Source organism: Xylanibacter ruminicola 23 (genome assembly GCF_000025925.1).
In the GTDB taxonomy this organism is placed as follows: Bacteria; Bacteroidota; Bacteroidia; order Bacteroidales; family Bacteroidaceae; genus Prevotella; species Prevotella ruminicola.
In genome coordinates this window covers 243,073-265,795 of record NC_014033.1, presented here as the reverse complement: position 1 = coordinate 265,795, position 22,723 = coordinate 243,073, and the positions used below count along the sequence as shown (strand labels likewise).

The window sequence follows — 22,723 nt, the reverse complement described above, 5'->3', positions numbered from 1 at the left end:
TTAAATAATCTGTTTGATATCAAGTAAATCAGATACTGTGTAAGTGGGGGCCTCAGGGTCTCCACTTTTTATGTCGTATCCCCAACGGTTAAACAGCAGCGCATCTATGCCCACGGCCATCGCACCCTTAATGTCGGTTTGCAGGTTGTCGCCTATCATCAGCGTTGTTTCGGGCTTGGCTCCTGTCTGCTTAAAAGCATACTCAAAATAGCCCGCAGCAGGCTTGTTTACCCCCGCATCCTCGCTCAGCACAATCGTATCAAAATAGTCGCGCAAACCGCAGGCAGCCAGTTTTTTGTACTGCACCTCGTGGAATCCGTTGCTCGTCATGTGCATACGGTAGCCCTTTTCGCGCAGGTATTGCATCAACTCGTGTGCACCCTTCACCGTGCCGGGCTTGTTGCTGCAGTACGCCAGAAATTGGTCGCTCATCTCCAGGCAGTACGCCTCGGTAGCAGCATCACCCATGCCCACACTCAAGGGTCGGCGGAATCGCTCCACTATCAGGTAGTCGCGCGTAATCTCACCCTTCGAGTAGCGACCCCAAAGGTCGATATTCGCCTCCCAGTAAGCATCGTAAAACACCTGAGGGTCAGCAAAATAGCGTCCCAGCTGGTAATACTCGAACGTTTCGCGTATGGCAATCTCCGAGTTGCCATGGGTGTCGTAGAGCGTGTCGTCAAAGTCTACAAACAAATCCTTATATACCTTATTCTTTTCCATACGCTGGCAAAGGTACGAAAATAGTTGCAAAGTTACGTACTTTTTTAGTGCGCAGTTTGGAATATTGCCAAAAAATCACTAATTTTGCAGCCAAAGCTCTATAAATGCCCTAAGCAATGAAACGTCTACTCATATTTTTCATCACCTTAACAGCAGCTTTTGCAGGCGTTAAGGCACAATCGGTGGAAAAGGAATTGCAGGCCGACCCTAACCGTGCGGCAGGTATGTTCTATGCCCTCCCCATAGGCAAGATGCCTAAGGATACCCCCGCGCCCGCCGGTAAAAGGCCATTCTACATCAACCACTACGGCTGCCCGGGTTCGTATTATCTCGATAAAAAGGATTACTATACCGATACCTACGCCACCTTTGCAAAGGCCGACAGCTTAGGCAAGCTTACCAAGCTGGGTAAGGATGTGTTCCGCCGTATCAAGTTACTGTGCCAGGATGCGCAGGATCGCGATGGCGAACTCACCCCTATCGGCGCCCAGCAGTCGCGCGACATGGTAAAGCAACTGGTTGAGCGTTACCCCGATATGTTCACCCCCGATGGCTACTACAGCGTGCGCAGTATTGTTGAGAACCGCTGCATTATGACCATGCAGGAGGGGCTGCTGCAACTCTCAGCCATGCACCACCCCATCATTGCCCGTAGCAAGGCTTCGGTACAGGAAAATCGTTTTATGTGTCCCGAAGATAAGATACTAACCTCGCAGCGTACCGATTCGCTCACCCTGCTGCATTACAATCGCTTTGTATCGCTCAACTCGAGCGACAACCGCCTGATGCAGTCGCTCTTTAACGATCCCTTCTACGTGGTTTCAAGCATCGATGTACCCAAGCTGGCCCGCCAGTTGTTTATTCTGGCAGGTAACGTGCAGCATGCCAACATCAATAAAAAAGTTACCCTCTGGGATATTTTTACAGATAAGGAGATTCACCAGCACTGGCGCAAGCAAAACGCCTGGCACTATATTAACTATGGTGGCTGCACCCTTAATGGCGGCTATCAGGCCTACCTGCAGCGCGCCACTCTGCGTAATATGATGCACATGGGCGACAGTGTGCTTAAACGTTATAGTCCACTGATGCACCTGCGCTACACCAACGAGCAAGTTATCATGTCGATGGCCTGCCTCATGGAGCTCAATGGCTGCGGTTTGCATACCGACAACCTCGACTCGCTCGAAGCCTATGGCTGGGCCAACTATCGCATCGCCCCATTAGGTGGCAGCATTATCATGATTCACTATCGCGCCAATCACGACGATCCCGATGTGCTGGTAAAAGTACTGCTCAACGGCGAGGAGGCACGCCTGCCCATCAAAACCGATTGCGCCCCCTACTACCACTGGAAGGATGTTAAGCGCTACTATCTGCGCAAAATCTATCGCTACGAGAACCGTCGATTCAGCCACAAAAAAAGATAACATTTCATGAACACCAAAATCAAATACACGCTCCTGTTGATACTGGCCGTAAGCAGCTGTAGGCTGTCTGTGGCCCAAAGTGTTATCGACCTGATCAAGCAGCGCCCATCCTACGCATCATGCAATTACGATGTGTATCCCGATAGCATCACCGCCAAGCTCACACCAGCCCCCGCTGGCAAAAAGCCGTTCTATATCTCGCACTATGGTCGCCATGGTTCGCGCTACATCAGCAATCGCAGCGGATTCGACACCCCCTACTTCATGATGCTGCATGCCGACAGCCTCGACGAGCTTACACCTACAGGCCAGCAGGTACTGCGCCACATGAACAATATCATGCGCAACACCGAAGGCCGCTGGGGCGAACTTACCGGCTATGGCAAACAGCAGATGCAGAATATAGGTCGCCGCATGGCCGAACGCTTCCCCGAGGTGTTCCATCCAGGCGCCAACGTTACCTGTATCAGCACCGTTGTGCCCCGTTGCATCGAGTCGATGGGCTCTTTAGCCATGGAGATGCTGCAGGTATGCCCGCAGCTGCACATCACCATGCAAGCCTCAAAGCGCACCCAGTGGTACATGAATTATCAGGACAAGAAATTACGTAATAGCTATATGACCCCCGAGGCTCAGAAAGCCTTAGACGCCTATACCGCCACCCGTATGGGTAACACCCGACTGATGGAGCTGATATTCAAGAATCCCGATATCGCCGAAGAGTTTGTAAACCAGGAGGACTTCAGCTATTATCTCATGAAGATGGGACTCTTCCAGCTCAACACCAACTTTAATCGCAACACCAACCTTATTGGTCTTTTTAATACCAACGATCTGTATCGCATGTGGCAGGTCGACAACGCCTACTGGTATCTGCAGCATGGCGCCTGCAAACTTAACGGTGGCAACCAGCCTTACACGCAGCGCCACCTGCTTAAGAAGATGATTGCCGATGCCGACAGCTGCATCAAACTACCCGATCCTGGTGCACAGTTGCGTTTCGGTCACGAAACCGTACTGCTCCCATTGGTATGTCTCATAGGTGTTAACGGGTTTGATTTCTCTACCGACAACCTCGACGAGCTCGAGGGCCATGGCTGGTGGTGCAGCAGTGTGTTTCCGATGGCCAGCAACCTGCAGTTCATCTTCTACCGCAGCAATCCCAAGGATAAGGATGTGCTCGTAAAAGTACTGCTCAACGAGGTCGAGGCCACCCTCCCCATCTCCACCGACTGCGCCCCCTACTACCACTGGTCCGACTTCCGCCAGTACTGCCTCAACAAACTCGCCGCCTATAAGCAATAACTGCTTATATCATTTATACTACGCTTGTATAAACGCTACTTTTCTACGATTATCTTTGGGGCGCACGGCGAAGTGCAACCACACGGCACCATAGCGATTTTTTTCTATCAGCAGTTCATCATAGTCCTGTGCCGATTCATTGGCATAGGCTATCAATATGGCTGCATATTCTATTGCCTGCTCCATACCATTGGTGCGAATATCCACCGCACAGCCCGTTAAGTGATTACTGGTGGGGGCTCCCCCCACTTTGCGATTCAACTGCGGACTGCGATACCCAGAGTTAATACGGATAGGATCTTCTCCCTCTCCATATTTATCATTATAACGCTTGCGCAGCACTTCCAACCACTCACACAACCGCTTCAGATTTGCAATAACCTCGTGACTGGGAATGTTATACACCTCAGGATACTTGCTCCTGGTGAACTCCTCGAGCACGAAGTGCTGGGAGAGGTTTGCTTTACTATTTAACTGTACTATCTGTTCCTTTTTCTTAATGTTAGTTTGTTAGGATGTTAGGACGTTAGATCATGAGCAGACCGGTTTTACGATAGCGCACCTTGGCGCATCCATCTTCAACATAGTCTTCGGCCTTTTCTATTAGTCGATCCTTGGTCAAACGACTTATTCGCATATAGGCTGTAGCAGCACTCTTTAGCTGGAAGCAACGAACCACATCGTCGGTTGTAAACACATCGGGCAGTCGCTCGAAACCTTCGTAGGTTTTCTGACGACGCTGCACGTTTACGCTGGCATCCTTCAGTTTGTTGTCGAAGTAGGCTTCGGCCATCGCACCAAAGTAGTATCGCTGGCAGGCATACTGTATGTTTACTATCAGTTCAGCCAGTCGCCAATCTATTTCGTCCGTCTCGAATGTACCACACCAGTAGTTGCCTTCCTGATGCAGATCGCCCCAGTGGCGCATCACGATAAACGGAGCCGAGAAGTTCAAGCCATGGTAGGCACAACGTTTCAGCAGCATCTCGTCGGCTTTGCTGTCGTTCTCTTCTGCATCGGCCATTCGACGGGCTGTCCAGTCGTAGAGTTCATCTACCAGCTTCTGAACTGAGAGTTCGCCCTTGGTACGGTCCAGCTTCTTAGCCCATTCCTTTAAGCGGTTGTCGCTATCGTAATCCACATTACTTTCGCGCGTCATCATCTTAAAGTTGGTAGCAGGCAGCGGAATGCAGGTCAGTCGGGTAGCCAGTCCTGAGCCGAAGTTCTGCGCGTTCACCTTCTTTTTCAGCGCGATGGGCGTACCTGTGTAGATGTAGTTCCAGGTCACGAAGAAATCCTGCAGGATAGAGTCGTTGTTCGAGTATGCCTGTCCATCTTCCTCGTTATGGAACGCCTTCAGTTCCATGCTCTGCTTGTCGATCCAGCTACCACCCTTCTGTACACAGATAGTGTTATCCAACTCGGTATCAAACGTCAGCATGTGCAGCTGCATGGGCTCGCCATCCACCTCCTCTACACTGTTCACCATGTCCTGTATAAACTGGGCATTACTGGTTCGTGCAGGGTGTACACGTACGATAACCTTAGGTTTCTTAGGCTTCTCCTTGTTAGCGCCCTTGGTGCGCATCTGCTCGCGATAGGCATTAATAGCCTCTTTACCTACTTTATCAGCCTCAATAATAGGTGCTGCCAGCAGTTTAAACAAGCGGGTGGCAAAACTCTTACCACTGGCAGGATCGCCAATTATCAGCGTTGAGTTGTTCAATCGTCGCAACTCTTCTGGTCGATGGTAAAAGCGGTACGTGCAACGTGTCATCAGCGTCATCAACAGGCCGCCTGCTACAAACAGGGCCGCTGGGTACTGGTTGTGCTTCAAGCCCTTGCACACATCCTTCAGGGCTGGATAGTACTCACTCAGGGCCTCAATCTCTTCACCCCATTCCCACAGCATCTGTGCCATGGTATCATCCTTCAGCACCGCCGCCGTTGACGCTTTCGTGCCCTTCGTAATCTCCTGGCACGTCTTACCCGTAACCTCCTGGATAGCCTCAAGCATGGGCTTACTGGGCAGCTGATTAAGGAATTTCTTCTCCTTATCGCGTTTGTGCTCAACGGCACTCGATATGGTATTCTCCACCCTTTCGCCCTCGCTGATGAGTTCCTGTACCCACGTCTGCTTTTCGAGCACTCGCTGCACATCAACCCTATCGCCGTCGAGTAGTGTGAGCAGATCAGAGGCCAACTTGAGGCTTTCGTTATGTCTGTTTCTATCCTCTCGGCATGGCAGCTTATCGCCATAGCGCTTATCAATAATACACTGTACATCATATCCACGCCACATTACAGGTTCGTTACTATGCTCGATGGGAGTTGATGTTTCTGGAAGATTCGCACTCTCGCTCTGTGAGCGACCGTCTCGATATAGAGCAGTATATCGCTCAGCATACTCTTGGTTCTCATAACTAAACAGTTCTTTATCAATAAATAAAATATCGGTATATTTGCAAATGTAACTCATTCTCGACGAGTCCTTGCAGGCCTCATCCACTACCACCTCGTCGCCCAGCAGTTTGGCCATAGCGTGCTGATTATCAATCAGGTTGCCCCAATCCAGTCGGGCCTTGAACACAATCTTCAATCCCTTTCCACTGGGTGTGATATACACGAGCACAATGCCCAATGCCTTCAGGTCGAGGCCTTTATCTATCCAGCCCTGATACAGGGTTAACGGGTTCTCGATATGGTCGAGATCCATCACCACCAGGCCCGTTAAGCGGGTGGCTGCCTGTTTGCGCCAGGCACCTAATCTACCTTTGGCCGATGTTGTTTCGTCGAAAGTAGCCTGAAAGATGAATGCAGGCAGTTTGCGTTTCAACGCTGCATCGCCCGTTTCGCGATACTTATCGATATTCTCGTTCCACTTGGTGGCCTTAACAAGAGCCCAGAACTGAGTCTCATCTACCGGCAAGGTGGGGTTACTAAAGTTTTTCTGATAGCAAAACATAATCTTAAATTTTCAATTATCAATTTTGAATTAAGCCTTAGCAGAATTCAATCAGTTCACGTTCTATCATCGCATTCTTGGCGTCGCGATGGTGATCGTCCATCAGCCCCATCACTGCTGCAGCACCCAATTCTTTGGGGAAACTGCCATACACCTTGATACGCTGTATACTCTCCTTAACCCAGCCCCATGGCAACTTTTTTACCAGGCGGTCGTTCGCGCAATTACGCGACTTACGCTTATAGGCATTAAATGTTATCACTCCCGTAAACTTGTCACGATGTAGTGAACCCTCTACGCGCTTTCCTTCAACGAGGCGCACAAGAACCTCTTCGTCAATAGCAATATATTTTTTCATAACTTGTCGAATTGATGAGTGAAGGGTTGTGTTAGAATTTGGCCATTTTCACTACGTAGACTTCCTCCACCACACTTCGACTCGGTTATTTACTTACCTTTCTTAGATGTTACCTTTCGCAATTTCCCTTGCAGCCTGTTTCTTGTATTCCTTCAAGGCATCATAATAGTTATCACGTATAGCCTTCTCCAAGTTCACACCATCAAACATGGCGTTAACCGTTATACATGCCAGCATGTTGGTAAAAATAGCCACCAGCACAGCCTGATCCCAGGGGTTACGGATGTCGAGCTTATCGGCTATAGCTGTAAACTCATCACCCCAAGTCTGTACATCATTAGCAAACTGCTTTTCAATATCGTCGGTGCCGCTAAACATGCGCACCATCTTTTCAATTTTTGTCATTTTCTTCATAACTCTTTAATGTTTAATCTTTAATGTTTAATGTTTAACATATTACTATTTCTGTAGTTCCTTTCAGGCGAACCACGGCTCCCTTTTGCAAGCCTGCATTACGCAGACAGTCGTTCATTTCCCACTCAGGGCATACCGATTTCGCCTCTACTATCTGCCCCGTCTTAGTGCACTGCCTTGTACCATCATTCTGGCTTTCCTTATGCTTGCACGATGCACAGCATTTGTTCACCTTAATGTGATAGGCATTAACTATCTGTTCCATCACGCTACACCTCCCTGCTCTTCCTCTATCCATGCGTAACACGTTTCCAATACGTAATCAGCCGATGGGCATCCCGTCATTCGTATCACATCGTCGCACACATAGTCAACCATATCCATTGCCAGTTCTTGTTGCATCTGGCTGCTGAACCCTAACAGCTGTTGGTTAAGCATAAACAGCAACGGTTGGCTTAATTTGTTCTCCAGTTGGCACATCACGCTCTCGGCATCATGTTCCAAGCACTGTACTCTCATCAGGTCTTCATCTTCGAAGATGAACTGACCGCCTTTTCTCTTTTCAAAAATACTTTGTCTTACCATAACTTTTAATTTTAAATTTGCGTCGTTTTTTCCTTTCGACGATGCAAGGACAGTGCAAACCGAATGCAATCGAGCTCGCTCGAATTGCTGAGGTGCAGCCTGTTCTCGCTGATTTCATCGGCAAAGTTCGCAATAAAAATTCACCCCACGATGGCTTTATTTTCTATTGTCCGACGTATCGTCCGACACCTTTAAGCTTCGTCCGACCAACCGTCCGACTTATTGTTTTGAGCCCTCATAAAGGCACTCAAAAATCGCTTCACCAAGTTCTTTCTGCGCAGTGCCTCGCTGGCTTTGGGGCTATCGGTAAACGTCCAGTCGGGGTACTTTCCTTTTACCTTAGCTATGGTATCGTAGATGGTGGTGCGACCAGGCAGATTATCAAAATCAGATTGGTGCATATAGTCGATAAAATCTTTGGGGGTATAGAAAAAGGGCAATCCTTTTACCACGCTCTCGTTCATAGCCACCATCAGGTAAGCATAGTCGCAGGGGTTCTTAAAAGCCAGGGCCTGTCGCATTTCGCGTATGGCCGATGCCACATAGGTATCAATGGTAAGTTTCTTGTCGCCAGTGCTGCAAACATTCAGCACCTCAACCATCGGGCATAGATCTACCATACCCATAAACTTCTCAAAAGCTGCGTCGTCGATACGCAATACTACTTGTTTCATCTTTTCCAAGTGTTTTGTGAGAAGAGCATGATTGCTGCAGCTTTTCACCTCAGAGGACTCCCACCCCACTCGGATTAAACATAAAATTCTTATCGACGGCAAAGGTACGGCTATTAAAACAAAAAAAGCCCCTATATAGGGGCTATAATAGGGGCTATAGTAGGGACTATATAGGGGACACTTATATTGATTATCAGGCAGTTATATTAATCTTTGAAAATCATATCGATAACATCAGAGCGGGCAGGTAACTTGCCTAACTCTGTGCATTTATACTTCTCCTGGGCCAGATTGTTGATACCCCAGAAGTCTTCAAAAGTTTTCCATTTGTCTTCCAGTTCCAGCGTTTCTGCAAATAGTTCTGCAATATACATTGCTTGCTGGCGAGTAGTGCTTGCCAATAGCATGTAGTGCTGGTCAACAAACTGCTGTTCTACCAGTTGTTTCCAGTATTTCACCGCTTTTTCTGAGGCTAAAACTCCCGTCAAAGTACGCGTATGGTAGTCTACATCAAGTCCGTACTCTGCAGCATGGCCGTTAATCACATCTGTCAGGATACAAAGGATATCCAGCGTTTCAAAAAACTCATCTATTTCTTTCTCCCTGTCGGCATCGTCATAGGGTATGTTTTGCGAGAACACACGCCAAGCCTCATCATCGTCTTTCATCTGATACCAGCGGCTGGCAAGTTTAATACGCGCAAAATTCTCAATCAACCGCTCGCGCTCCTCAATAGCTTCTTGCAGCAGATATTCGCTCATGCACCCCTTTGCCCATTGTACCAGTCTATCGTTGGTAGATCTATAGGTAAGCGTAAGACTTTGCGCAAAGCGATACTCCCTATTGTTAGATAGCTGAGTGCGCAGATCTACGTATGGTTCTGGCTTAAGATTGGCGTAAAACTGCACTAAAGCCTGCTGACATCGCTTTCGAACTGCACCCAATGAGAATAACCGATCGGCATCTTGCTTTAACCGGTTAATCCTATCACGTACTACTGGCGAATAGTCGCCACGTGGTATTAGTGGTTCTTTATTCAAGGCGGTAATCATCGTAACAATAAATTGATTCCAACCAATACTTAAGATAACTCAACGGTAGACTATGTTCATCGTCAAGTTCCATGTCAAGATTGTATTGCTCTGCAATCGGCAGAGCAATTTTAAGCATATCGTTAACGAATAATTGATAATTCTCTCGATTCCTGCCGCCATCACAAAAACTATCACGAACAGGCTTTATCTTCTGCCAAATCTCCTTAGTTGCAGCTAAATAGTCTTTATGGTAGGTATGATTCACATCACCCCAAAGTGAGTCAATCAGCCCAACTTCTTCGATACAGAGCCCACGTTGTGCACCTTCCTTGATATGGGCGTTTACATTATTTATTATATCAAGCAGGCTATTGATATACGAATTACATTGGTCTACATTGGCCCAATCAGGGATAAAGCCATGTAGTTTCTCCCATATATAATCATAAACAGCCGAAGATATTCTCTGGTATTCGAGCATAGTTATACTTTCTACCATCTTGGCGACAAGCGCAGCTATTCTTCTATATTCCGTAACCTCCAGCCAATACAAAAGTTCTTCGTTTTCTGGTGAGAACTGATACGGATCGTCTCCAGTTCCAGCCTCAAACCTAGAGCTGAGCCATCTTAACGAAAAGCACTTTCCCCAAGGGTTCTGCCCCATCAAGCATCCCATCAGCCTTACCATATCAAGAAGCCAGCCATCCACATTCTCCATAGGTATAAACGGGAATGGTTCGTCTAAATCCAACAGTTTTTTCTCACCATATATTTGCGATACGTACTTCTGGGCTGCATCACCATTTGGCTGCTGACCAATTATCTTTTCTATATTGTAAAGCATAAACTGCCTGCTATCGCTTTCATTAATGCCTTTAAAAATAGTAAAGTCAGTACCTTCAAACACCTTTTTCCTAAGGTCAGTCTGCTGCAGACGTTTCATATACTCAGAAGAAAACAGCTTTGTTTCCTTCTTAAATCTCCATAAGCGCTGAATCTCTTCAAGCAGCCTACCATACTCCTTCTTCAGTTTTTTGTTTTCATACTGAAGTTGTTTTATGTCTTTTGTTTCCATATATTACATATCTTATTATAACAGTCCAAATATTATTCCTAACTGGTCACATTTTGTGACCGGTTCAACCTCTATTTGGTTTTTGTTGTTCTTAGCCATTGATTAATTCAAATTAATTTAAGTACACAAAAGTACAAATAATCCTGCACCTAACAAAAGATGCAGGAAATATATTAAGACAATTTAGCACATGGGCTTGCTAAGCAAGAAAGTTCATTTTCAAAGGTTTTCCGTAAAAAATCGTTAAATTGCACTATTTTAGTGCACTTTTCTATTGTTTTATGCACTACCATAGTGCATTTTTATTATATTTGCAGCAAAAAAATATAACGATTATGGATATTTCGCTTATTGAATTCATGGAGAGTCAGTTGAAGTTAACCACTTCAACATTCCATCGGTATATGTACGATCAGGTGAGTTGGGAGTCGAGAATGTTTGGACTTGTTGGCCCACGTGGTGTGGGAAAGTCAACAATGATCCTGCAATACATCAAGGAGAACAGAGACAAGCGGCACATGCTATATGTAGCTGCCGACCATCTGTATTTCTCAACCCACACACTTATCGCCACTGTAGATGAGTTTGTAAAAGACGGTGGTGAGCAGATATTCATCGACGAGATTCATAAATACGAGAACTGGTCGCGAGAATTGAAACTCATCTATGACTCTCATCCAGACTTGAAGGTTGGATTCACAGGCTCATCCATACTTGATATCACAAAAGGAGCATCCGACCTGAGCCGACGTACGCTGATATATACCATGCAGGGACTTTCTTTCCGAGAATATCTGGCATTATTTCATAACATAAACGCCCCGGTATATACCATCAACGATATCCTGGAGCATAAAGCGAAACTTGATGCCATCAATCATCCTCTACCACTATTCAGGGATTATCTAAAAAACGGCTACTATCCATTTGCAAACGAGGGTGGCTACGAGATGCGTATGCGCCAGGTTATCAACCAAACAATGGAGGTAGACATTCCCCAATATGCGAATATGAACGCATCAACAGGCCGCAAACTAAAGAAGCTACTGGCCGTGATAGCACAGAGTGTACCCTTTAAACCTGTCATGGAGTCGTTGGCCACAGTTATAGGTGTAAGTCGCAACGTGCTACCCGACTACTTCCTCTACATGGAACAGGCTGGTATGATAGGACAACTACGCGACGATACTGGCGGCATACGTGGCTTAGGAAAGGTAGAGAAAGTATATCTTGACAACACGAACCTGGCCTATGTACTTGGACATGAGAGTACCGACATTGGCAACATCCGCGAGACTTTCTTCTACAATCAGATGCGTGTAACTACTGATGTCATCAGTTCACGAATAAGCGATTTCGAAATAGACGGCAAGACCTTTGAGGTGGGCGGAAAAAGTAAGAAGCAGAAACAGATACAAAATGCAGCCCAAGGCTACGTAGTGAAAGACGATATCGAAACAGGCCATGCCAACATCATCCCCCTTTGGCAGTTTGGACTAACGTATTAGCAATCCACCTAACCATCTAACCACCTAACAAACTAACATTTGGTATTTTGTTAGGTAGTAACTAACGTGCTTATTAGAATATATATTATTATATTATATATTATAATATATAATATAATAATATATATTTATAGAGAGTATTGATAGGTGATGGGATAATTGAGAAATCGCAATGTTAGAACGTTAGGACGTTAGGTGCTCGGTAGTGGTAAATCTATGTAGAAATAAATTAAAAATAAAATGAACAAACGCTTGTATATATGCTGAATTTTTCGTACCTTTGCATTGTCAAATTGAGAGAGTAAGAGCAGCGGCATTAAGGCTAAAAATTGCGAGAATTAAATCTAGAAATTGCGCGCATTAATAGTAACAATTGAAAGTACTAATAGCGGTTGAAATCTGCACTCCAAGGCGGCAAAGCGAGATTATTGAAAATATCAAACATTAACCATTAAAAATTTTAGAAGTATGGCGATTAAAGTAATTGCTCAGCGCCGAGAGCTTAAAATCGGCAACAAACCTGGTAAGCGATTCATTATGCGTCCTGAGCTGTATAGCCCTATCCAGGAGAAGAAAGTGTTCGCAGAGGCAGCCACCCACTCGGGTATCTCTGCAGGTGTAATTAAGGCAGCTTGGGATGCTGCAGGTGAAGTAATCCGTACGTGGGCCACCGAGGGTCACTCAGTACCACTGCCAGGTCTGGGTACCATGCGATTCGGAGTGCGCAGTAAGGCCGTTGAGAACCTGGAGGACGTAAAGACTGGATTGATCAGTGTTCGTCGCATTATCTTTACCCCTAACGTGGACGTTAAGGACGAGCTGAAGAATACCAGCATCCAGATTACCTGCCTGGACGAGGATGGCAAAGTGCTGAAGCGTGTGACCAGCGGTGATAGCGGCGATATCGAGGATCCCGACCAGCCATCGAACGGTGGTAATACCGGTGGAAACACTGGTGGCAATACCGGTGGCGGTGGAAACCATAATGAGCCCATCGGAGACTAAGGGTTTGGGGCGAAAGCCCCACCCTATCCATTGACCATTGACCATTAAACATTAAACATTAAAAGCTATGACAAAGAAAGAAACATTAAAGTTTATCGTGCAGATGATTGCCAGTATCGCTACAGCGATTGTAACGGCCCTGGGCGCGACATCGTGCATCGGGGCTTAGCCCCGAAGCGCCACAAGTTCTTGGACAAGCCAAGCGGCATAGCCGAGCGGCATGGCAGGTTGAACAACAACCACGAACCATTAACCATTAAAAGAGATAGAGCCCACAGCATGGTCTGTGAGCTCTATATTTGATTGTAATACGCTACGGCGATATCGGCATAGCAGTAAAGGCGGGTGCTGCGGGTTTTGATAACATCGGTGTGGTAATGGCGGTGGTGCTGCATTTTGCGTATCTGACTATAGGAGGCGGTAAAGGAGCGGTTATAGGCGGTGGCTAAGAATCGCACCTGGTCCTTGTGCGACAAACGGGACAACTGGGGATGGCGCTGCTGTTGTAACAAGATAAAAATGGCCAGATAACGGCACTGGCCTTGCATGGTGGAGAGTCGGCGAATGCGCGAGCGACGGGCTTGGTTGTTGGGCTGCAGGTTGAACACAAAGCCGTATTGCTTGGATAACGAAGAACGGTTCCACGCCTGCTCTACCTGCTCGGCAAACGAGGGTTTCATCTGGAACCGACCAATAGAGAAGTCGGCACCCTGACTGCCTTTGGTAACATAAAGGCCATTAACGGCGGCTCGCTCTATCTCGTCCTGCCACATGGAATAGCGGATAAGCTCTGGAAACACGATAGCCTCGGCCAAACGTGAATCCACACCAAAGGGCGCAAACTCCTGCTGCCACTCGGCGTGGTGATCGGCCACATAACGTGCTGCCGAGGTCCAATCGCTACCAAACACTTTTTGATAACGTGTGGAAAAAACAGTGGTGCTGCCCATAAAGAGCAGCAACCACAGTATGAGATAGCGCAAACCTACCATTTTACAGTTTGTAAGTACACTTTACAATCTTACCCTCATCGAAGATAATCCACTCTAAACGATCGGGGTTAGCAGTGAAGGCCGCTGGAGCGTAGGTGGTCATACCATTCAGGATAATCTCGCCCGTTTTAGAGTACTCTACAACGCGCTTGCCACTACGACTCTTATAAACACCATAAGGTGGGTTAGTGCCTGAATTAGCGCCCTTCTTCAGTCGGGCATCGGCCTTTTTATTAATGGCCTTCAGCTCATCCTCGTTAATCTTGCGGAACTTGCCATTCTCGACTACTGCATACTCGCCAGCCTCAGCGCTCTGGGCCAACAAAGGCCAGTTGCCACCAGGTGATTTAAAATCGTTTACGCCACCAATGTAGCCACGACACTCCCAGGCACCAAATGTCCAGCCTTTTGGCAGTTCGTAGACGGTTTCCTGACAAACGGGCGATGCCTGCAGCTCGGGCAGATCCTTATAGGCCTGGTCTAAGATGTTGCCCACGGCAATCACGCTATTCAGGTCGGCACGACCGATGGCACATTCTGGCAGATCGCCACTGGCAACCACCTCACGCGACAAGCGGGTATATTCGGCAGCAAACTTCTTGTGCTCGGAAATCAGGCGCAGCAGCGAGGCGCGATACTCCTTGGCAGCCTCTAAACGATAGTTGTACAGCAACTGATCGGCCTCATCATAAAGGGCATCAATCTTGGCTGCATCATCTATACCACATATCTGCTCGTAAAGCTTCTGCAACTTACTATCGTACTTTTTGCCAATGGCACTGTAATCGTGATTGGCCTCGCGCGTAATCACCTTAGCAAAGTTTTGAGCCAGCTGTCCCACCTTAGCCTCATAGCCTGTAAGGGCACCTGTAGTTTGCTGCATCTGCTTGCTAAAGTTGCCAGCATTCATGGCCATCTTCTGCATCTTCTGTACAAAATCGGGGTGAGCCTTGATGTAAGCCTCTTGCTCTTTCTCGCTCATCTTCTCAAAGCGTTCCATCTCGCTCATGTTAACATTGCCACCCATGATTTTAGCCATCACTTTTTGCTGGATGGGCTCCTTCTTCGAGTCGGGCGCGTTCTCATCGTTCAGGATAGCCATCTCCTCTTTGGTAAGGCCAAACATATCCTGCACTTTGCGCTCCCACTTTTGGCGCAGGGCTTCCATATCGGCATCGGAGCATCCGTTGGCACCCTCCTGCAACTGCTCGGCACGGGCCACAACGCGGGCTATCTTAAGTGCATAGGCATCGCGCTCCTCCATGGTGCTGCGGGCCATCTTCTCGGCCGATGGCAACTGTGGCAGCTCGGCCATCAAAGCCGAAGCCGACGAGGCCGATGAGGGGGTAAAGGTTCCATCCCACGTAACTGTAGGGGTTTTACGCTTAGGCACGATATCGTCGCCAGCGGCCACAGCCAACTTAGATGGGTCGGCAGGCTCATCGCTCTCGTCCTGCACAGCCTCGCTTATCTCGGCAGTTGCTTTTTTACCGATAACGGCTTGCTGTGCCTTTTGTTTTAGTTTGCCCAGAAATCCCTGAGCATTGGCGCCTGCTGTGCCCATCATGAGCAAGGCAGCCAGCATTACTAAGTGTTTTTTCATATCGGTACTTGTTATTTCTTAATAAACTCCACACGGCGGTTCTGGGCGCGGCCGGCATCGGTCTTGTTATCGGCTACGGGTTCGTGACTGCCTTTGCCTACGGCACGGAGGTTGAACTCGTCGCAACCTAACTGAGCGAGTGCCTTAACAACGGCCTCGGCACGCTGCTGCGAAAGGGGATCGTTGATTTTATCGGAGCCCTGATTATCGGTATGGCCCTGCACCTCGAAACGCACACTGGGGTTCTTCTTCATATAGTCGGCCACCTTCTGAATTTCCTCCATCGACTCGGGCTTCAGGGTAGCCTTGCCCGTTTCGAACAGGATATTATTGGTGACGAACTTACCCGTCTCGGCGATGGCTTTCTCTACAGCTGAGAGATCGGTAGTCTGGCGCTGATAGAGCTCTACTGCACCCTTGGCAAGCACCACATTGGCAACGCCACGATAGGGATTCTCGTCCTGGATAATGAACTCGAAACGAGCAGGGGCTGCTACATTAGGCAGATTGATGATGCGCGTGCCATTGAGGTAGAACTTAAAAGCACGCTTGTTGAACGAGATGGCGAAATGATTCCACTGACCAACCTTGGTGTATTGCTTTAAATGATCCCAATCCATGCTGCCACCAACATTCTGATCGATACCACCACCCTTCTTAAAGGTATAGTTGCCATAACAATCGGGATTGCCTGGGCGATAGCGCAGATATATATGGCCCGTCTGGTTGCCACTTGCATCAAGGAACTGGAACTCGAAGGGGAAATCGGGGATATCGCCAGCCTTACAGAAGAACTCATCCCACTCGAGGGTGAACACATCGGGCAGGTACGACTTCATATTCTCCATCAGCGGCGAGAATCGTGAGTCGGGGGCATTACTGTGCGCATACTTCTTACCATTAATAGAGGCTGTCTCCAAGCTACCATCACTGACATCCCATTTTGAAGGGAACTCACCCATCTGCTCGTTAGCAAAGTCGTCCTGGAACAGAATGACGCTACCACGAACAAAGTCGCTCTTCTGGTTCTGACCTACGGCATCGGGGGTGTCGTCGACCGCTTCGGCTGCATCCTCGGCTTGCTTTTTAGCTTTCGATGTTTTCTCGGATTTTTTACCGTCGAGCACTGCATCCATCTCCTTATCAACGGTGCGCTCAACCTTGTTCTCAATCTTGTCTTTTGCTTTTTCGAGGGCTTTATCCTTCAACTTCTTCAGAAAGCCCTGCGCATCGGCCGTTGCACTAAAAGCAACCATAGCCAACAATAGTAATAATAGTTTTTTCATAAGCTTTTAGTTTTAGTATAAATAATATGTTAACGATTAGATTGGGGCAAATATACGAAAGATATTTGAAAGTTGCAAGTAATTGGCGCTAAAAAAACAAAAACGACTTTTTCTTTGATTTCTCGGCTTTCTTGGCGGCTTTCTCGGCTTTCTTGGCGTCGCGCTTGGCCTGGCGCTCGGCTTTACGGGCCTCTTTGCGCTCGCGTTTGGCCTGCTTGGCCTCGTCGGTCATCTTATGAAACTTCATACGACCACGACTTACCTTGAGCTTGTGCATCTGGTTGGTATCGGTAAACGAGAATGAACAGGAGATGTCGCGCCAGTTGCCACGCTGGATAACATCGCCTGTAGCCTCAGCGCCATTGCTATTTACAGTAACGGCCACATTGCGCACATGAACGCCTTTATAACTGCAATCATCGATGGTGGCATTAACAGCACCTATAGGCAGTTTGCCACCCAACTTGCGACGCATGGCGGCGGTGCGGGGCTTGCTGATATCAATCTTGAAATCGGCCTTGGCTGCCAGGGGACCGACATCCTTCATGCCCATGACCTTACCAAAATGCAACTTCCGGGTGCTGGCATTACCTACGACATACTTGTTGCGCTCGTCGAGCCAGAACTGGAACTTAAGACTACCCACGGCGGTGCCAAGGGTGCCCCAGAAGCGCTCTTCCTTACGGATGACACGGAAACTACCCACATAGCTGATATTACCTAAGTTATGAAGCTGCGCCATCATGAGGCGCTTAACGGGGAACTGACTGATGATGCGCTCCTTGATACCACTCTTGGCCGTCATCCGGTTGACATGAAACAGCACGGTGAGCTTTTCCTTGCTCTTGAGGTTGGTGATATCGCCGGTGGCAGTGATGGCCAGGCGTTTATCGGCGGTGCCAACCTTTACCTGACGGAAGCTGAGCACATCCTGATTACCACTCATAGTACAGCTGAGCTGGAGGGGCAGCGTGAACTTACTGAGCACGGGGGCAAAGGCACGCGAGATATCCTGGAGATAAACGGTGCCAGCGATGGGGCCTGTACTGAAACTGAGGGGGATGCTATCGCGCTTACTGGGCAATTGCATAGCAGCATGGGCAATGTGCAGCTGGGTGTGCTTTTGCTGTACCTGCACATTGTTTAAAAGCAGCTTTTTACCTGCCAAGCGCACCTGGGCCTGCAGGTTGCGGATATCGATACCGGTAATGGAATCGCGGGCCTGCAACTCAGAGAGATTTAAGCGGAGAGTGTCTTTTTCGGTGGCATCGATAGCGGCCTTGAAATGGCAGGTGACATTGAGATGACCTACATCGAAGAATCCGCGTTTGGGCTTGCCTGCATTTTTGCGGGGCTTGTGATTATCGGTAGCCAGCTGCAACTGGGCTTGCGCCTGATACTTACCCTTGCGCCCCTTGATGAGGGCCTGGGCGAGCTGCAACGACAGCTGATTATAGGTTACCTGGATATCATTCAGGCGCACGCTGTGAATATCGAACTGGATACGCTTGCGGGGCGCCACAGTGGTATCACGTTTGGCCTTGGGTTGCTTTTTAAAGGCATCGATGATGAACTGGAAGTTGGATACCGAATCCTTGGAGGGCTTGAGCAACAGGGCGCGGGCCCCCGACAACTCGACATCCTTGATGGTAAACTTATTACCCAGCAGTTCGCTGATATCTACATCTACCCCAGCCTGGCGGACAGTGAGCAGGGGGCGCTGCTGTTGGTCGGCTACATGCAGTCCGTACAGGCGCAGCTGCTGTGCCATAAAGCGGATATCGACACTATCGATACTTACCTGCGTTTGCAGGCGCTCGCTCAGCATCTGGGTGGTTTGCTTAAGCACGCGCTGCTGGAAAGCCTTGGTATTTACCAGCACCACACCTGCACCCACCAACAATACTACCAGCAGCAGGAAGGCTGCCAGCAGCTTGAAGGCCAAGCGAAGGGGTTTCATGCTAAAAGGCTACTAGAACTGAGGCATGTTGGGCAAGCACACGGCCTTAACGGCCATGCACTCCATCTCGATGAGCCACCCGGGGCGGCACACCGGCGCATGAACGATGACACAGGGTTTGCCTGGGAACCGTTCGGCATAGAGACTGCGCACCAGCTGATAATCGGCCACATCGCGCAGATAAACAATCATGTGGGCTACATCGTCGAAATTGCAATCGGCCTCGACCAGCAGTGCCTCGACATTCTCCCACATACGTTGGGTTTGTTTCACGATATCGTTGGGATACATCACCTCGCCCTTATTATTGATAGAGGCGGTACCTGAGATGAATACATGGCGGCGATCGGCATAGCTTACCATGGTGCCTCGCTCGAACGATACACCATAATCGCTGGTGCGATTAAGATGGGTAGGCGCATAGAGATAATGCACCTGTTCGGGGCGCACGCCAGCGATGGCATAGTTATCCATCTGGGCGAGCACATTAGGATCCTGCTGGCGACCACCGATACCGGTAGAGGCAATGAAGTGGGTATTGACAGTAAGCCCCTGGGTGAAGAACACCTGATTGCGGGCACGTACCACACCACCATAGTTCAAGTCGATATCGTTGACAAACAGCCAGGTACGGATACAGTTATCGGCCAGCGTACAGCGCTCCTGAGCCAGCTGCATGATATACTCGTTGAAGAGCAGGCGCATCTGATACTCGGAGTTGGCTGCCAGGTTATGAGCCGAGGCATTAAACAGATGGCGGAACTGGCCGTGACTAACCTCATAGAGCTCACTCTGCGTCATAGAGGTTTGCACATCGGTCATGAGCCACACCCACAGCGCCACCTTGGTACCATCCAAAGGAGCCTGCTGGATAATGCTCTTGGCACAGTCGGTAACATCGTTTACTACTATAGCGTCGGCCTGATTGGCTGCATCGCTTAAAAAATAACGTTTAAATACGGCTTGCGCACCAGGCAACTGGGCCAGCAAGCTGTTGTAGGCATTCAGCACAGCCTCGACCTGCTGGGCAAACGGAAGGCACGCCTGCTGCACGCGAATGATGGCATGATACTCGCGCACCTGCGTTCCGTTATCAAAACAGAACACGTCGGCCCCAGCCTGTTCGAAATCTATGTGAGATAGTTTCTGGTTCATATAGTTACTTACTTTTGGGCACAAAGGTACGAAGAATAATTGAGAAACGTGCAGCAAGCAGCAAAAAAATACCTAATAATAAGTATTGTATATATCGAAAAATAGTATTAATTTTGCACCCGTAATCATTAATAGGCATACAGGTAAGGAAATGAAGAATCAGAAGATGTATGAAGCGGACGATAAAATGATATCACTGATCCGCGATAACTACGATTTGTTGCAGGCACTTGGAAGCTTTGGCATAAACCTGGGTTTTGGAGATAAGACGGTACGCGAAACCTGCGAAGACAATGATGTGGACACCTACACATTCCTGGCAGTGGTGAACTTCGCCATGAACGGTTATGGTGAGTTTGACAACGACGAACAGATCAGCGTGCCTACCCTGCTGCACTATCTGCAGGCCAGCCACGCCTATTTTCTGGAGTTCCAGCTGCCTTACATTCGCAGAGAGCTGAGCGAGAGTCTGGATGAGAACGACTCGCTGGGCCGACTGATACTGAAATTCTACGACGAGTATGCCCACGAGATACGTCGCCACATGCAGTACGAGCAGAAAACCTTGTTCCCCTACGTACAGCAGCTGATAGATGGCGAGCCTGCCAATGATTACAACGTAGAGACATTCTCGAAGCACCACGGTGCTGCCGACAAGAAATTGCGCGAGCTGAAACTGCTGATTATTAAATATCTGCCACAGGACGGACTGCACAACAACCAGCTTACCGCCACACTGCACGATATTTACGAGAACGAGGTTTGGTTGCGCCAGCACGCGATGGTTGAGGACCATATTTTTGTGCCTGCCATCCGCCGATTGGAGCAGATTACCAAGCAGCAGGACGTGACACGCAACATTTCGGGTATGGTGTTTGGCAATGCCACCGCACAGAATCCCGATGCGCTGAGCGACCGTGAAAAGGATGTGATTATTTCGCTGGTGCAGGGTATGTCGAACAAGGAGATAGCCGATCACTTGTGTATATCAATCAACACGGTGATTACCCACCGCCGCAACATAGCCCGCAAGCTACAAATACATTCACCAGCCGGATTGACCATCTATGCAATAGTCAATGGGCTGGTGGACATATCAACTGTAAAGTTATAAAAGGTGTAGTTGTTTGCTTAAGAATGTAACAACAGCACAAAGCGTGTACCCTTGGTGAACTCGGGATCGATATCGAGGTCACCCTTCATCTTGATGGCCATCTGCTTACAGATAGGCAAGCCAAGACCGTCGCCCTCGGTAAAGTCCTTCACCTCGGTAAATGGCTTGAATACGTCGTCGCGCTTATCCTCGGGGATAGGCTCGCCGGTGTTAGATACCAGGAACTGGTGAACGTGTGCACCACGCTTCTTGTATTCCAACCAGATAGTACCATCCTTTGGAGCATAGATAGCAGCATTAGCCAGCAGGTGCTGCAGGATATGCTGTACATACTCCTTATTCATATTAACGCTCAAGGCGGGCACGTTAGTTTTTACTACCACGCCTGGGTTAACCTTGCTCTTGATAGCGTCGACCAGCTCGTTGCAGAATGGGGTGAGCTGTACATCGGCTGTTTCTACCCCCTGATCGATGGTGTTCTCAAGATCAGAGAGGGTGGCGATATGCTCAGAGAAATCGAGCAGGGCCTTAACCTCGGGAATCTTGGCATCGAGCTTGTGGAGTGTAGGATTAAGCTGGGCTGAGATATTGCTGATGAACTTGGCCTTGAGGGCATTGTTCTCGTTGGCCAGGTTAATGAGCTTCTTCTGCTTACGGGTAAGCAGGATAAAGCGCATCAATACAATACCACCCAATACCAAACCTGCAGCCAGAGCTACTGCCAGGATGCACAGACCTACGATAATGGCCTGGCGCGCTGTGAGCGAGCTGGCCTGATCGTCGATCTTAGCCTCGTTGTCAGAAATCTGCTTTTTCAGTGCGCCAATCTCATCGGCATGCTTCAAGGTGTTAACCGAATCTTTCCAAGCCAGATAGTTGCTGTACGACTGTGCCACCATATTGGCATTGCCACTACGACGGGCATTGGCAATCAGGGTTTTGTAAACCTCGTCAACCTTGTCGTACTGCTTAGAGGCGGTAAGCTTACCGGCCATCTCCTTGAACACCTCATTACCCTGGGCATTCTGTCCGAATGAGTAATGATATACGGCTTTATTATAAAGAAGGTCGTTCTTGAGTTCTTCGTCGGCAGCGTAGGTAACCTGGGTCTCCATCAGGCCAAGCTGATCCTTGGCGCTATCACTCTTGCGCAGCTTGATGTACATGGCCAAGCGCTCTTTAGTGATGATGTAATGGAGGGCAGCCTTCTCCTTAGCATTCTTGCTACGTGCATCAATCTCAGCATCGGCACGGCGAAGCAAATCGAAAGCCTCTTTCCAATAGTTATCCTTGTAATACAAAGCAGCACCACGAGTGGCACACTCCATGCCAACCTTTAACTGGCCCTGACGGGTGTACTCTTCGAAAGCGCGGATAAAGCTAAAGCGGGCACCTGCCACACTACCTTTCTGCATTTCGCTCTCGGCACGCTGATGTAACTCACTCTTCGTGGCTTGCTGAGCCTGGGCAATGCCCACACTGAAGCACACGACTAACAGAAGAACAAAAACCTTTTTCATAATATGCGTTAGATTAG

General features: G+C 48.5%; 22 protein-coding genes. 6 read left to right on the top strand and 16 right to left on the bottom strand.

Features of this window, described 5'->3' with window-relative positions; translation table 11 throughout:
• Complete coding sequence (locus PRU_RS01105; protein ID WP_013064425.1) at positions 1–723, bottom strand: YjjG family noncanonical pyrimidine nucleotidase; 723 nt, start codon at positions 721–723, stop codon at positions 1–3.
• 116 nt (positions 724–839) lie between these two features.
• On the opposite strand from PRU_RS01105, the gene PRU_RS01100 reads away from it, so the two are divergent.
• Positions 840–2,153, top strand: coding sequence for a histidine phosphatase family protein (locus tag PRU_RS01100; RefSeq protein WP_041385504.1), 1,314 nt, complete (start codon positions 840–842; stop codon positions 2,151–2,153).
• A 6-nt stretch (positions 2,154–2,159) separates the two neighbouring features.
• On the top strand, positions 2,160–3,458 hold the full coding sequence (locus tag PRU_RS01095; protein WP_013063929.1) for a histidine-type phosphatase: 1,299 nt from the start codon (positions 2,160–2,162) through the stop codon (positions 3,456–3,458).
• An 18-nt stretch (positions 3,459–3,476) separates the two neighbouring features.
• Here PRU_RS01095 and PRU_RS01090 read toward each other — a convergent pair whose 3' ends face one another.
• From PRU_RS01090 to PRU_RS01050, 9 genes are all read right to left on the bottom strand, one after another.
• Positions 3,477–3,899, bottom strand: coding sequence for a YcbK family protein (locus PRU_RS01090; RefSeq protein WP_013064687.1), 423 nt, complete (start codon positions 3,897–3,899; stop codon positions 3,477–3,479).
• 85 nt (positions 3,900–3,984) lie between these two features.
• Positions 3,985–6,423 carry a BT4734/BF3469 family protein gene (locus PRU_RS01085; RefSeq protein WP_013065061.1) on the bottom strand — a complete coding sequence of 813 codons (2,439 nt, stop codon included), beginning with the start codon at positions 6,421–6,423 and terminating at the stop codon, positions 3,985–3,987.
• A gap of 37 nt (positions 6,424–6,460) precedes the next feature.
• The gene (locus PRU_RS01080) at positions 6,461–6,781 is read right to left on the bottom strand and encodes a hypothetical protein (protein WP_013063110.1); all 321 of its coding nucleotides are present in this window, start codon (positions 6,779–6,781) and stop codon (positions 6,461–6,463) included.
• Between the two features lie 102 nt (positions 6,782–6,883).
• Complete coding sequence (locus tag PRU_RS01075; RefSeq protein ID WP_148214878.1) at positions 6,884–7,186, bottom strand: hypothetical protein; 303 nt, start codon at positions 7,184–7,186, stop codon at positions 6,884–6,886.
• A 43-nt stretch (positions 7,187–7,229) separates the two neighbouring features.
• Positions 7,230–7,460 (bottom strand): hypothetical protein, encoded by a 231-nt coding sequence (locus PRU_RS01070; RefSeq protein ID WP_041385501.1) that lies wholly within the window; start codon positions 7,458–7,460, stop codon positions 7,230–7,232.
• Positions 7,460–7,780 carry a hypothetical protein gene (locus PRU_RS01065; RefSeq protein WP_074684020.1) on the bottom strand — a complete coding sequence of 107 codons (321 nt, stop codon included), beginning with the start codon at positions 7,778–7,780 and terminating at the stop codon, positions 7,460–7,462. Before PRU_RS01065 ends, PRU_RS01070 begins: the two co-directional genes overlap by 1 nt.
• A 191-nt stretch (positions 7,781–7,971) precedes the next feature.
• Entirely contained in the window at positions 7,972–8,454 is a 483-nt protein-coding gene (locus tag PRU_RS01060) for a hypothetical protein (RefSeq protein ID WP_074684023.1), read from the bottom strand.
• A gap of 206 nt (positions 8,455–8,660) precedes the next feature.
• Positions 8,661–9,362 carry a hypothetical protein gene (locus PRU_RS01055; protein WP_148214877.1) on the bottom strand — a complete coding sequence of 234 codons (702 nt, stop codon included), beginning with the start codon at positions 9,360–9,362 and terminating at the stop codon, positions 8,661–8,663.
• Between the two features lie 124 nt (positions 9,363–9,486).
• Positions 9,487–10,563 (bottom strand): hypothetical protein, encoded by a 1,077-nt coding sequence (locus PRU_RS01050; RefSeq protein WP_013063034.1) that lies wholly within the window; start codon positions 10,561–10,563, stop codon positions 9,487–9,489.
• A 335-nt stretch (positions 10,564–10,898) separates the two neighbouring features.
• Here PRU_RS01050 and PRU_RS01045 point away from each other — a divergent pair, with 335 nt between their 5' ends.
• From PRU_RS01045 to PRU_RS15940, 3 genes are all read left to right on the top strand, one after another.
• A complete protein-coding gene (locus tag PRU_RS01045; RefSeq protein ID WP_041385499.1) occupies positions 10,899–12,071 on the top strand; it encodes an ATP-binding protein in 1,173 nt (390 codons plus the stop codon).
• A gap of 468 nt (positions 12,072–12,539) precedes the next feature.
• Positions 12,540–13,076 carry an HU family DNA-binding protein gene (locus tag PRU_RS01040; protein ID WP_013064020.1) on the top strand — a complete coding sequence of 179 codons (537 nt, stop codon included), beginning with the start codon at positions 12,540–12,542 and terminating at the stop codon, positions 13,074–13,076.
• Positions 13,077–13,143: 67 nt separating this feature from the next.
• The gene (locus PRU_RS15940) at positions 13,144–13,245 is read left to right on the top strand and encodes a smalltalk protein (RefSeq protein WP_013065470.1); all 102 of its coding nucleotides are present in this window, start codon (positions 13,144–13,146) and stop codon (positions 13,243–13,245) included.
• Between the two features lie 124 nt (positions 13,246–13,369).
• On the opposite strand, the gene PRU_RS01035 is transcribed toward PRU_RS15940, so the two are convergent.
• From PRU_RS01035 to PRU_RS01015, 5 genes are all read right to left on the bottom strand, one after another.
• Positions 13,370–14,059: a hypothetical protein gene (locus PRU_RS01035; protein WP_143040148.1), complete on the bottom strand. Its 690-nt coding sequence runs from the start codon at positions 14,057–14,059 to the stop codon at positions 13,370–13,372.
• Positions 14,060–14,069: 10 nt separating this feature from the next.
• The gene (locus PRU_RS01030; RefSeq protein ID WP_143040149.1) at positions 14,070–15,671 is read right to left on the bottom strand and encodes a hypothetical protein; all 1,602 of its coding nucleotides are present in this window, start codon (positions 15,669–15,671) and stop codon (positions 14,070–14,072) included.
• Positions 15,672–15,682: 11 nt separating this feature from the next.
• The gene (locus PRU_RS01025) at positions 15,683–16,957 is read right to left on the bottom strand and encodes an OmpA family protein (protein ID WP_080517153.1); all 1,275 of its coding nucleotides are present in this window, start codon (positions 16,955–16,957) and stop codon (positions 15,683–15,685) included.
• Positions 16,958–17,045: 88 nt separating this feature from the next.
• Positions 17,046–18,917: an AsmA family protein gene (locus PRU_RS01020; protein WP_013064583.1), complete on the bottom strand. Its 1,872-nt coding sequence runs from the start codon at positions 18,915–18,917 to the stop codon at positions 17,046–17,048.
• A 12-nt stretch (positions 18,918–18,929) separates the two neighbouring features.
• A complete protein-coding gene (locus PRU_RS01015; protein ID WP_033149364.1) occupies positions 18,930–20,072 on the bottom strand; it encodes a Rid family hydrolase in 1,143 nt (380 codons plus the stop codon).
• A gap of 151 nt (positions 20,073–20,223) precedes the next feature.
• Between PRU_RS01015 and PRU_RS01010 the strand changes: the two genes are divergently transcribed.
• Positions 20,224–21,186 (top strand): LuxR C-terminal-related transcriptional regulator, encoded by a 963-nt coding sequence (locus PRU_RS01010; protein ID WP_013064846.1) that lies wholly within the window; start codon positions 20,224–20,226, stop codon positions 21,184–21,186.
• Between the two features lie 17 nt (positions 21,187–21,203).
• On the opposite strand, the gene PRU_RS01005 is transcribed toward PRU_RS01010, so the two are convergent.
• The gene (locus PRU_RS01005; protein ID WP_041385498.1) at positions 21,204–22,706 is read right to left on the bottom strand and encodes a sensor histidine kinase; all 1,503 of its coding nucleotides are present in this window, start codon (positions 22,704–22,706) and stop codon (positions 21,204–21,206) included.
• Between the last annotated feature and the right edge of the window lie 17 nt (positions 22,707–22,723).

What these genes read in the sequence shown, in the direction of transcription:
- PRU_RS01105 (WP_013064425.1), bottom strand. Translation starts at nt 723, where the DNA reads ATGGAAAAGAATAAGGTATATAAGGATTTGTTTGTAGACTTTGACGAC.
- PRU_RS01100 (WP_041385504.1), top strand. Translation starts at nt 840, where the DNA reads ATGAAACGTCTACTCATATTTTTCATCACCTTAACAGCAGCTTTTGCA.
- PRU_RS01095 (WP_013063929.1), top strand. Translation starts at nt 2,160, where the DNA reads ATGAACACCAAAATCAAATACACGCTCCTGTTGATACTGGCCGTAAGC.
- PRU_RS01085 (WP_013065061.1), bottom strand. Translation starts at nt 6,423, where the DNA reads ATGTTTTGCTATCAGAAAAACTTTAGTAACCCCACCTTGCCGGTAGAT.
- PRU_RS01080 (WP_013063110.1), bottom strand. Translation starts at nt 6,781, where the DNA reads ATGAAAAAATATATTGCTATTGACGAAGAGGTTCTTGTGCGCCTCGTT.
- PRU_RS01075 (WP_148214878.1), bottom strand. Translation starts at nt 7,186, where the DNA reads ATGACAAAAATTGAAAAGATGGTGCGCATGTTTAGCGGCACCGACGAT.
- PRU_RS01070 (WP_041385501.1), bottom strand. Translation starts at nt 7,460, where the DNA reads ATGGAACAGATAGTTAATGCCTATCACATTAAGGTGAACAAATGCTGT.
- PRU_RS01065 (WP_074684020.1), bottom strand. Translation starts at nt 7,780, where the DNA reads ATGGTAAGACAAAGTATTTTTGAAAAGAGAAAAGGCGGTCAGTTCATC.
- PRU_RS01060 (WP_074684023.1), bottom strand. Translation starts at nt 8,454, where the DNA reads ATGAAACAAGTAGTATTGCGTATCGACGACGCAGCTTTTGAGAAGTTT.
- PRU_RS01050 (WP_013063034.1), bottom strand. Translation starts at nt 10,563, where the DNA reads ATGGAAACAAAAGACATAAAACAACTTCAGTATGAAAACAAAAAACTG.
- PRU_RS01045 (WP_041385499.1), top strand. Translation starts at nt 10,899, where the DNA reads ATGGATATTTCGCTTATTGAATTCATGGAGAGTCAGTTGAAGTTAACC.
- PRU_RS01040 (WP_013064020.1), top strand. Translation starts at nt 12,540, where the DNA reads ATGGCGATTAAAGTAATTGCTCAGCGCCGAGAGCTTAAAATCGGCAAC.
- PRU_RS15940 (WP_013065470.1), top strand. Translation starts at nt 13,144, where the DNA reads ATGACAAAGAAAGAAACATTAAAGTTTATCGTGCAGATGATTGCCAGT.
- PRU_RS01030 (WP_143040149.1), bottom strand. Translation starts at nt 15,671, where the DNA reads ATGAAAAAACACTTAGTAATGCTGGCTGCCTTGCTCATGATGGGCACA.
- PRU_RS01025 (WP_080517153.1), bottom strand. Translation starts at nt 16,957, where the DNA reads ATGAAAAAACTATTATTACTATTGTTGGCTATGGTTGCTTTTAGTGCA.
- PRU_RS01020 (WP_013064583.1), bottom strand. Translation starts at nt 18,917, where the DNA reads ATGAAACCCCTTCGCTTGGCCTTCAAGCTGCTGGCAGCCTTCCTGCTG.
- PRU_RS01015 (WP_033149364.1), bottom strand. Translation starts at nt 20,072, where the DNA reads ATGAACCAGAAACTATCTCACATAGATTTCGAACAGGCTGGGGCCGAC.
- PRU_RS01010 (WP_013064846.1), top strand. Translation starts at nt 20,224, where the DNA reads ATGAAGAATCAGAAGATGTATGAAGCGGACGATAAAATGATATCACTG.
- PRU_RS01005 (WP_041385498.1), bottom strand. Translation starts at nt 22,706, where the DNA reads ATGAAAAAGGTTTTTGTTCTTCTGTTAGTCGTGTGCTTCAGTGTGGGC.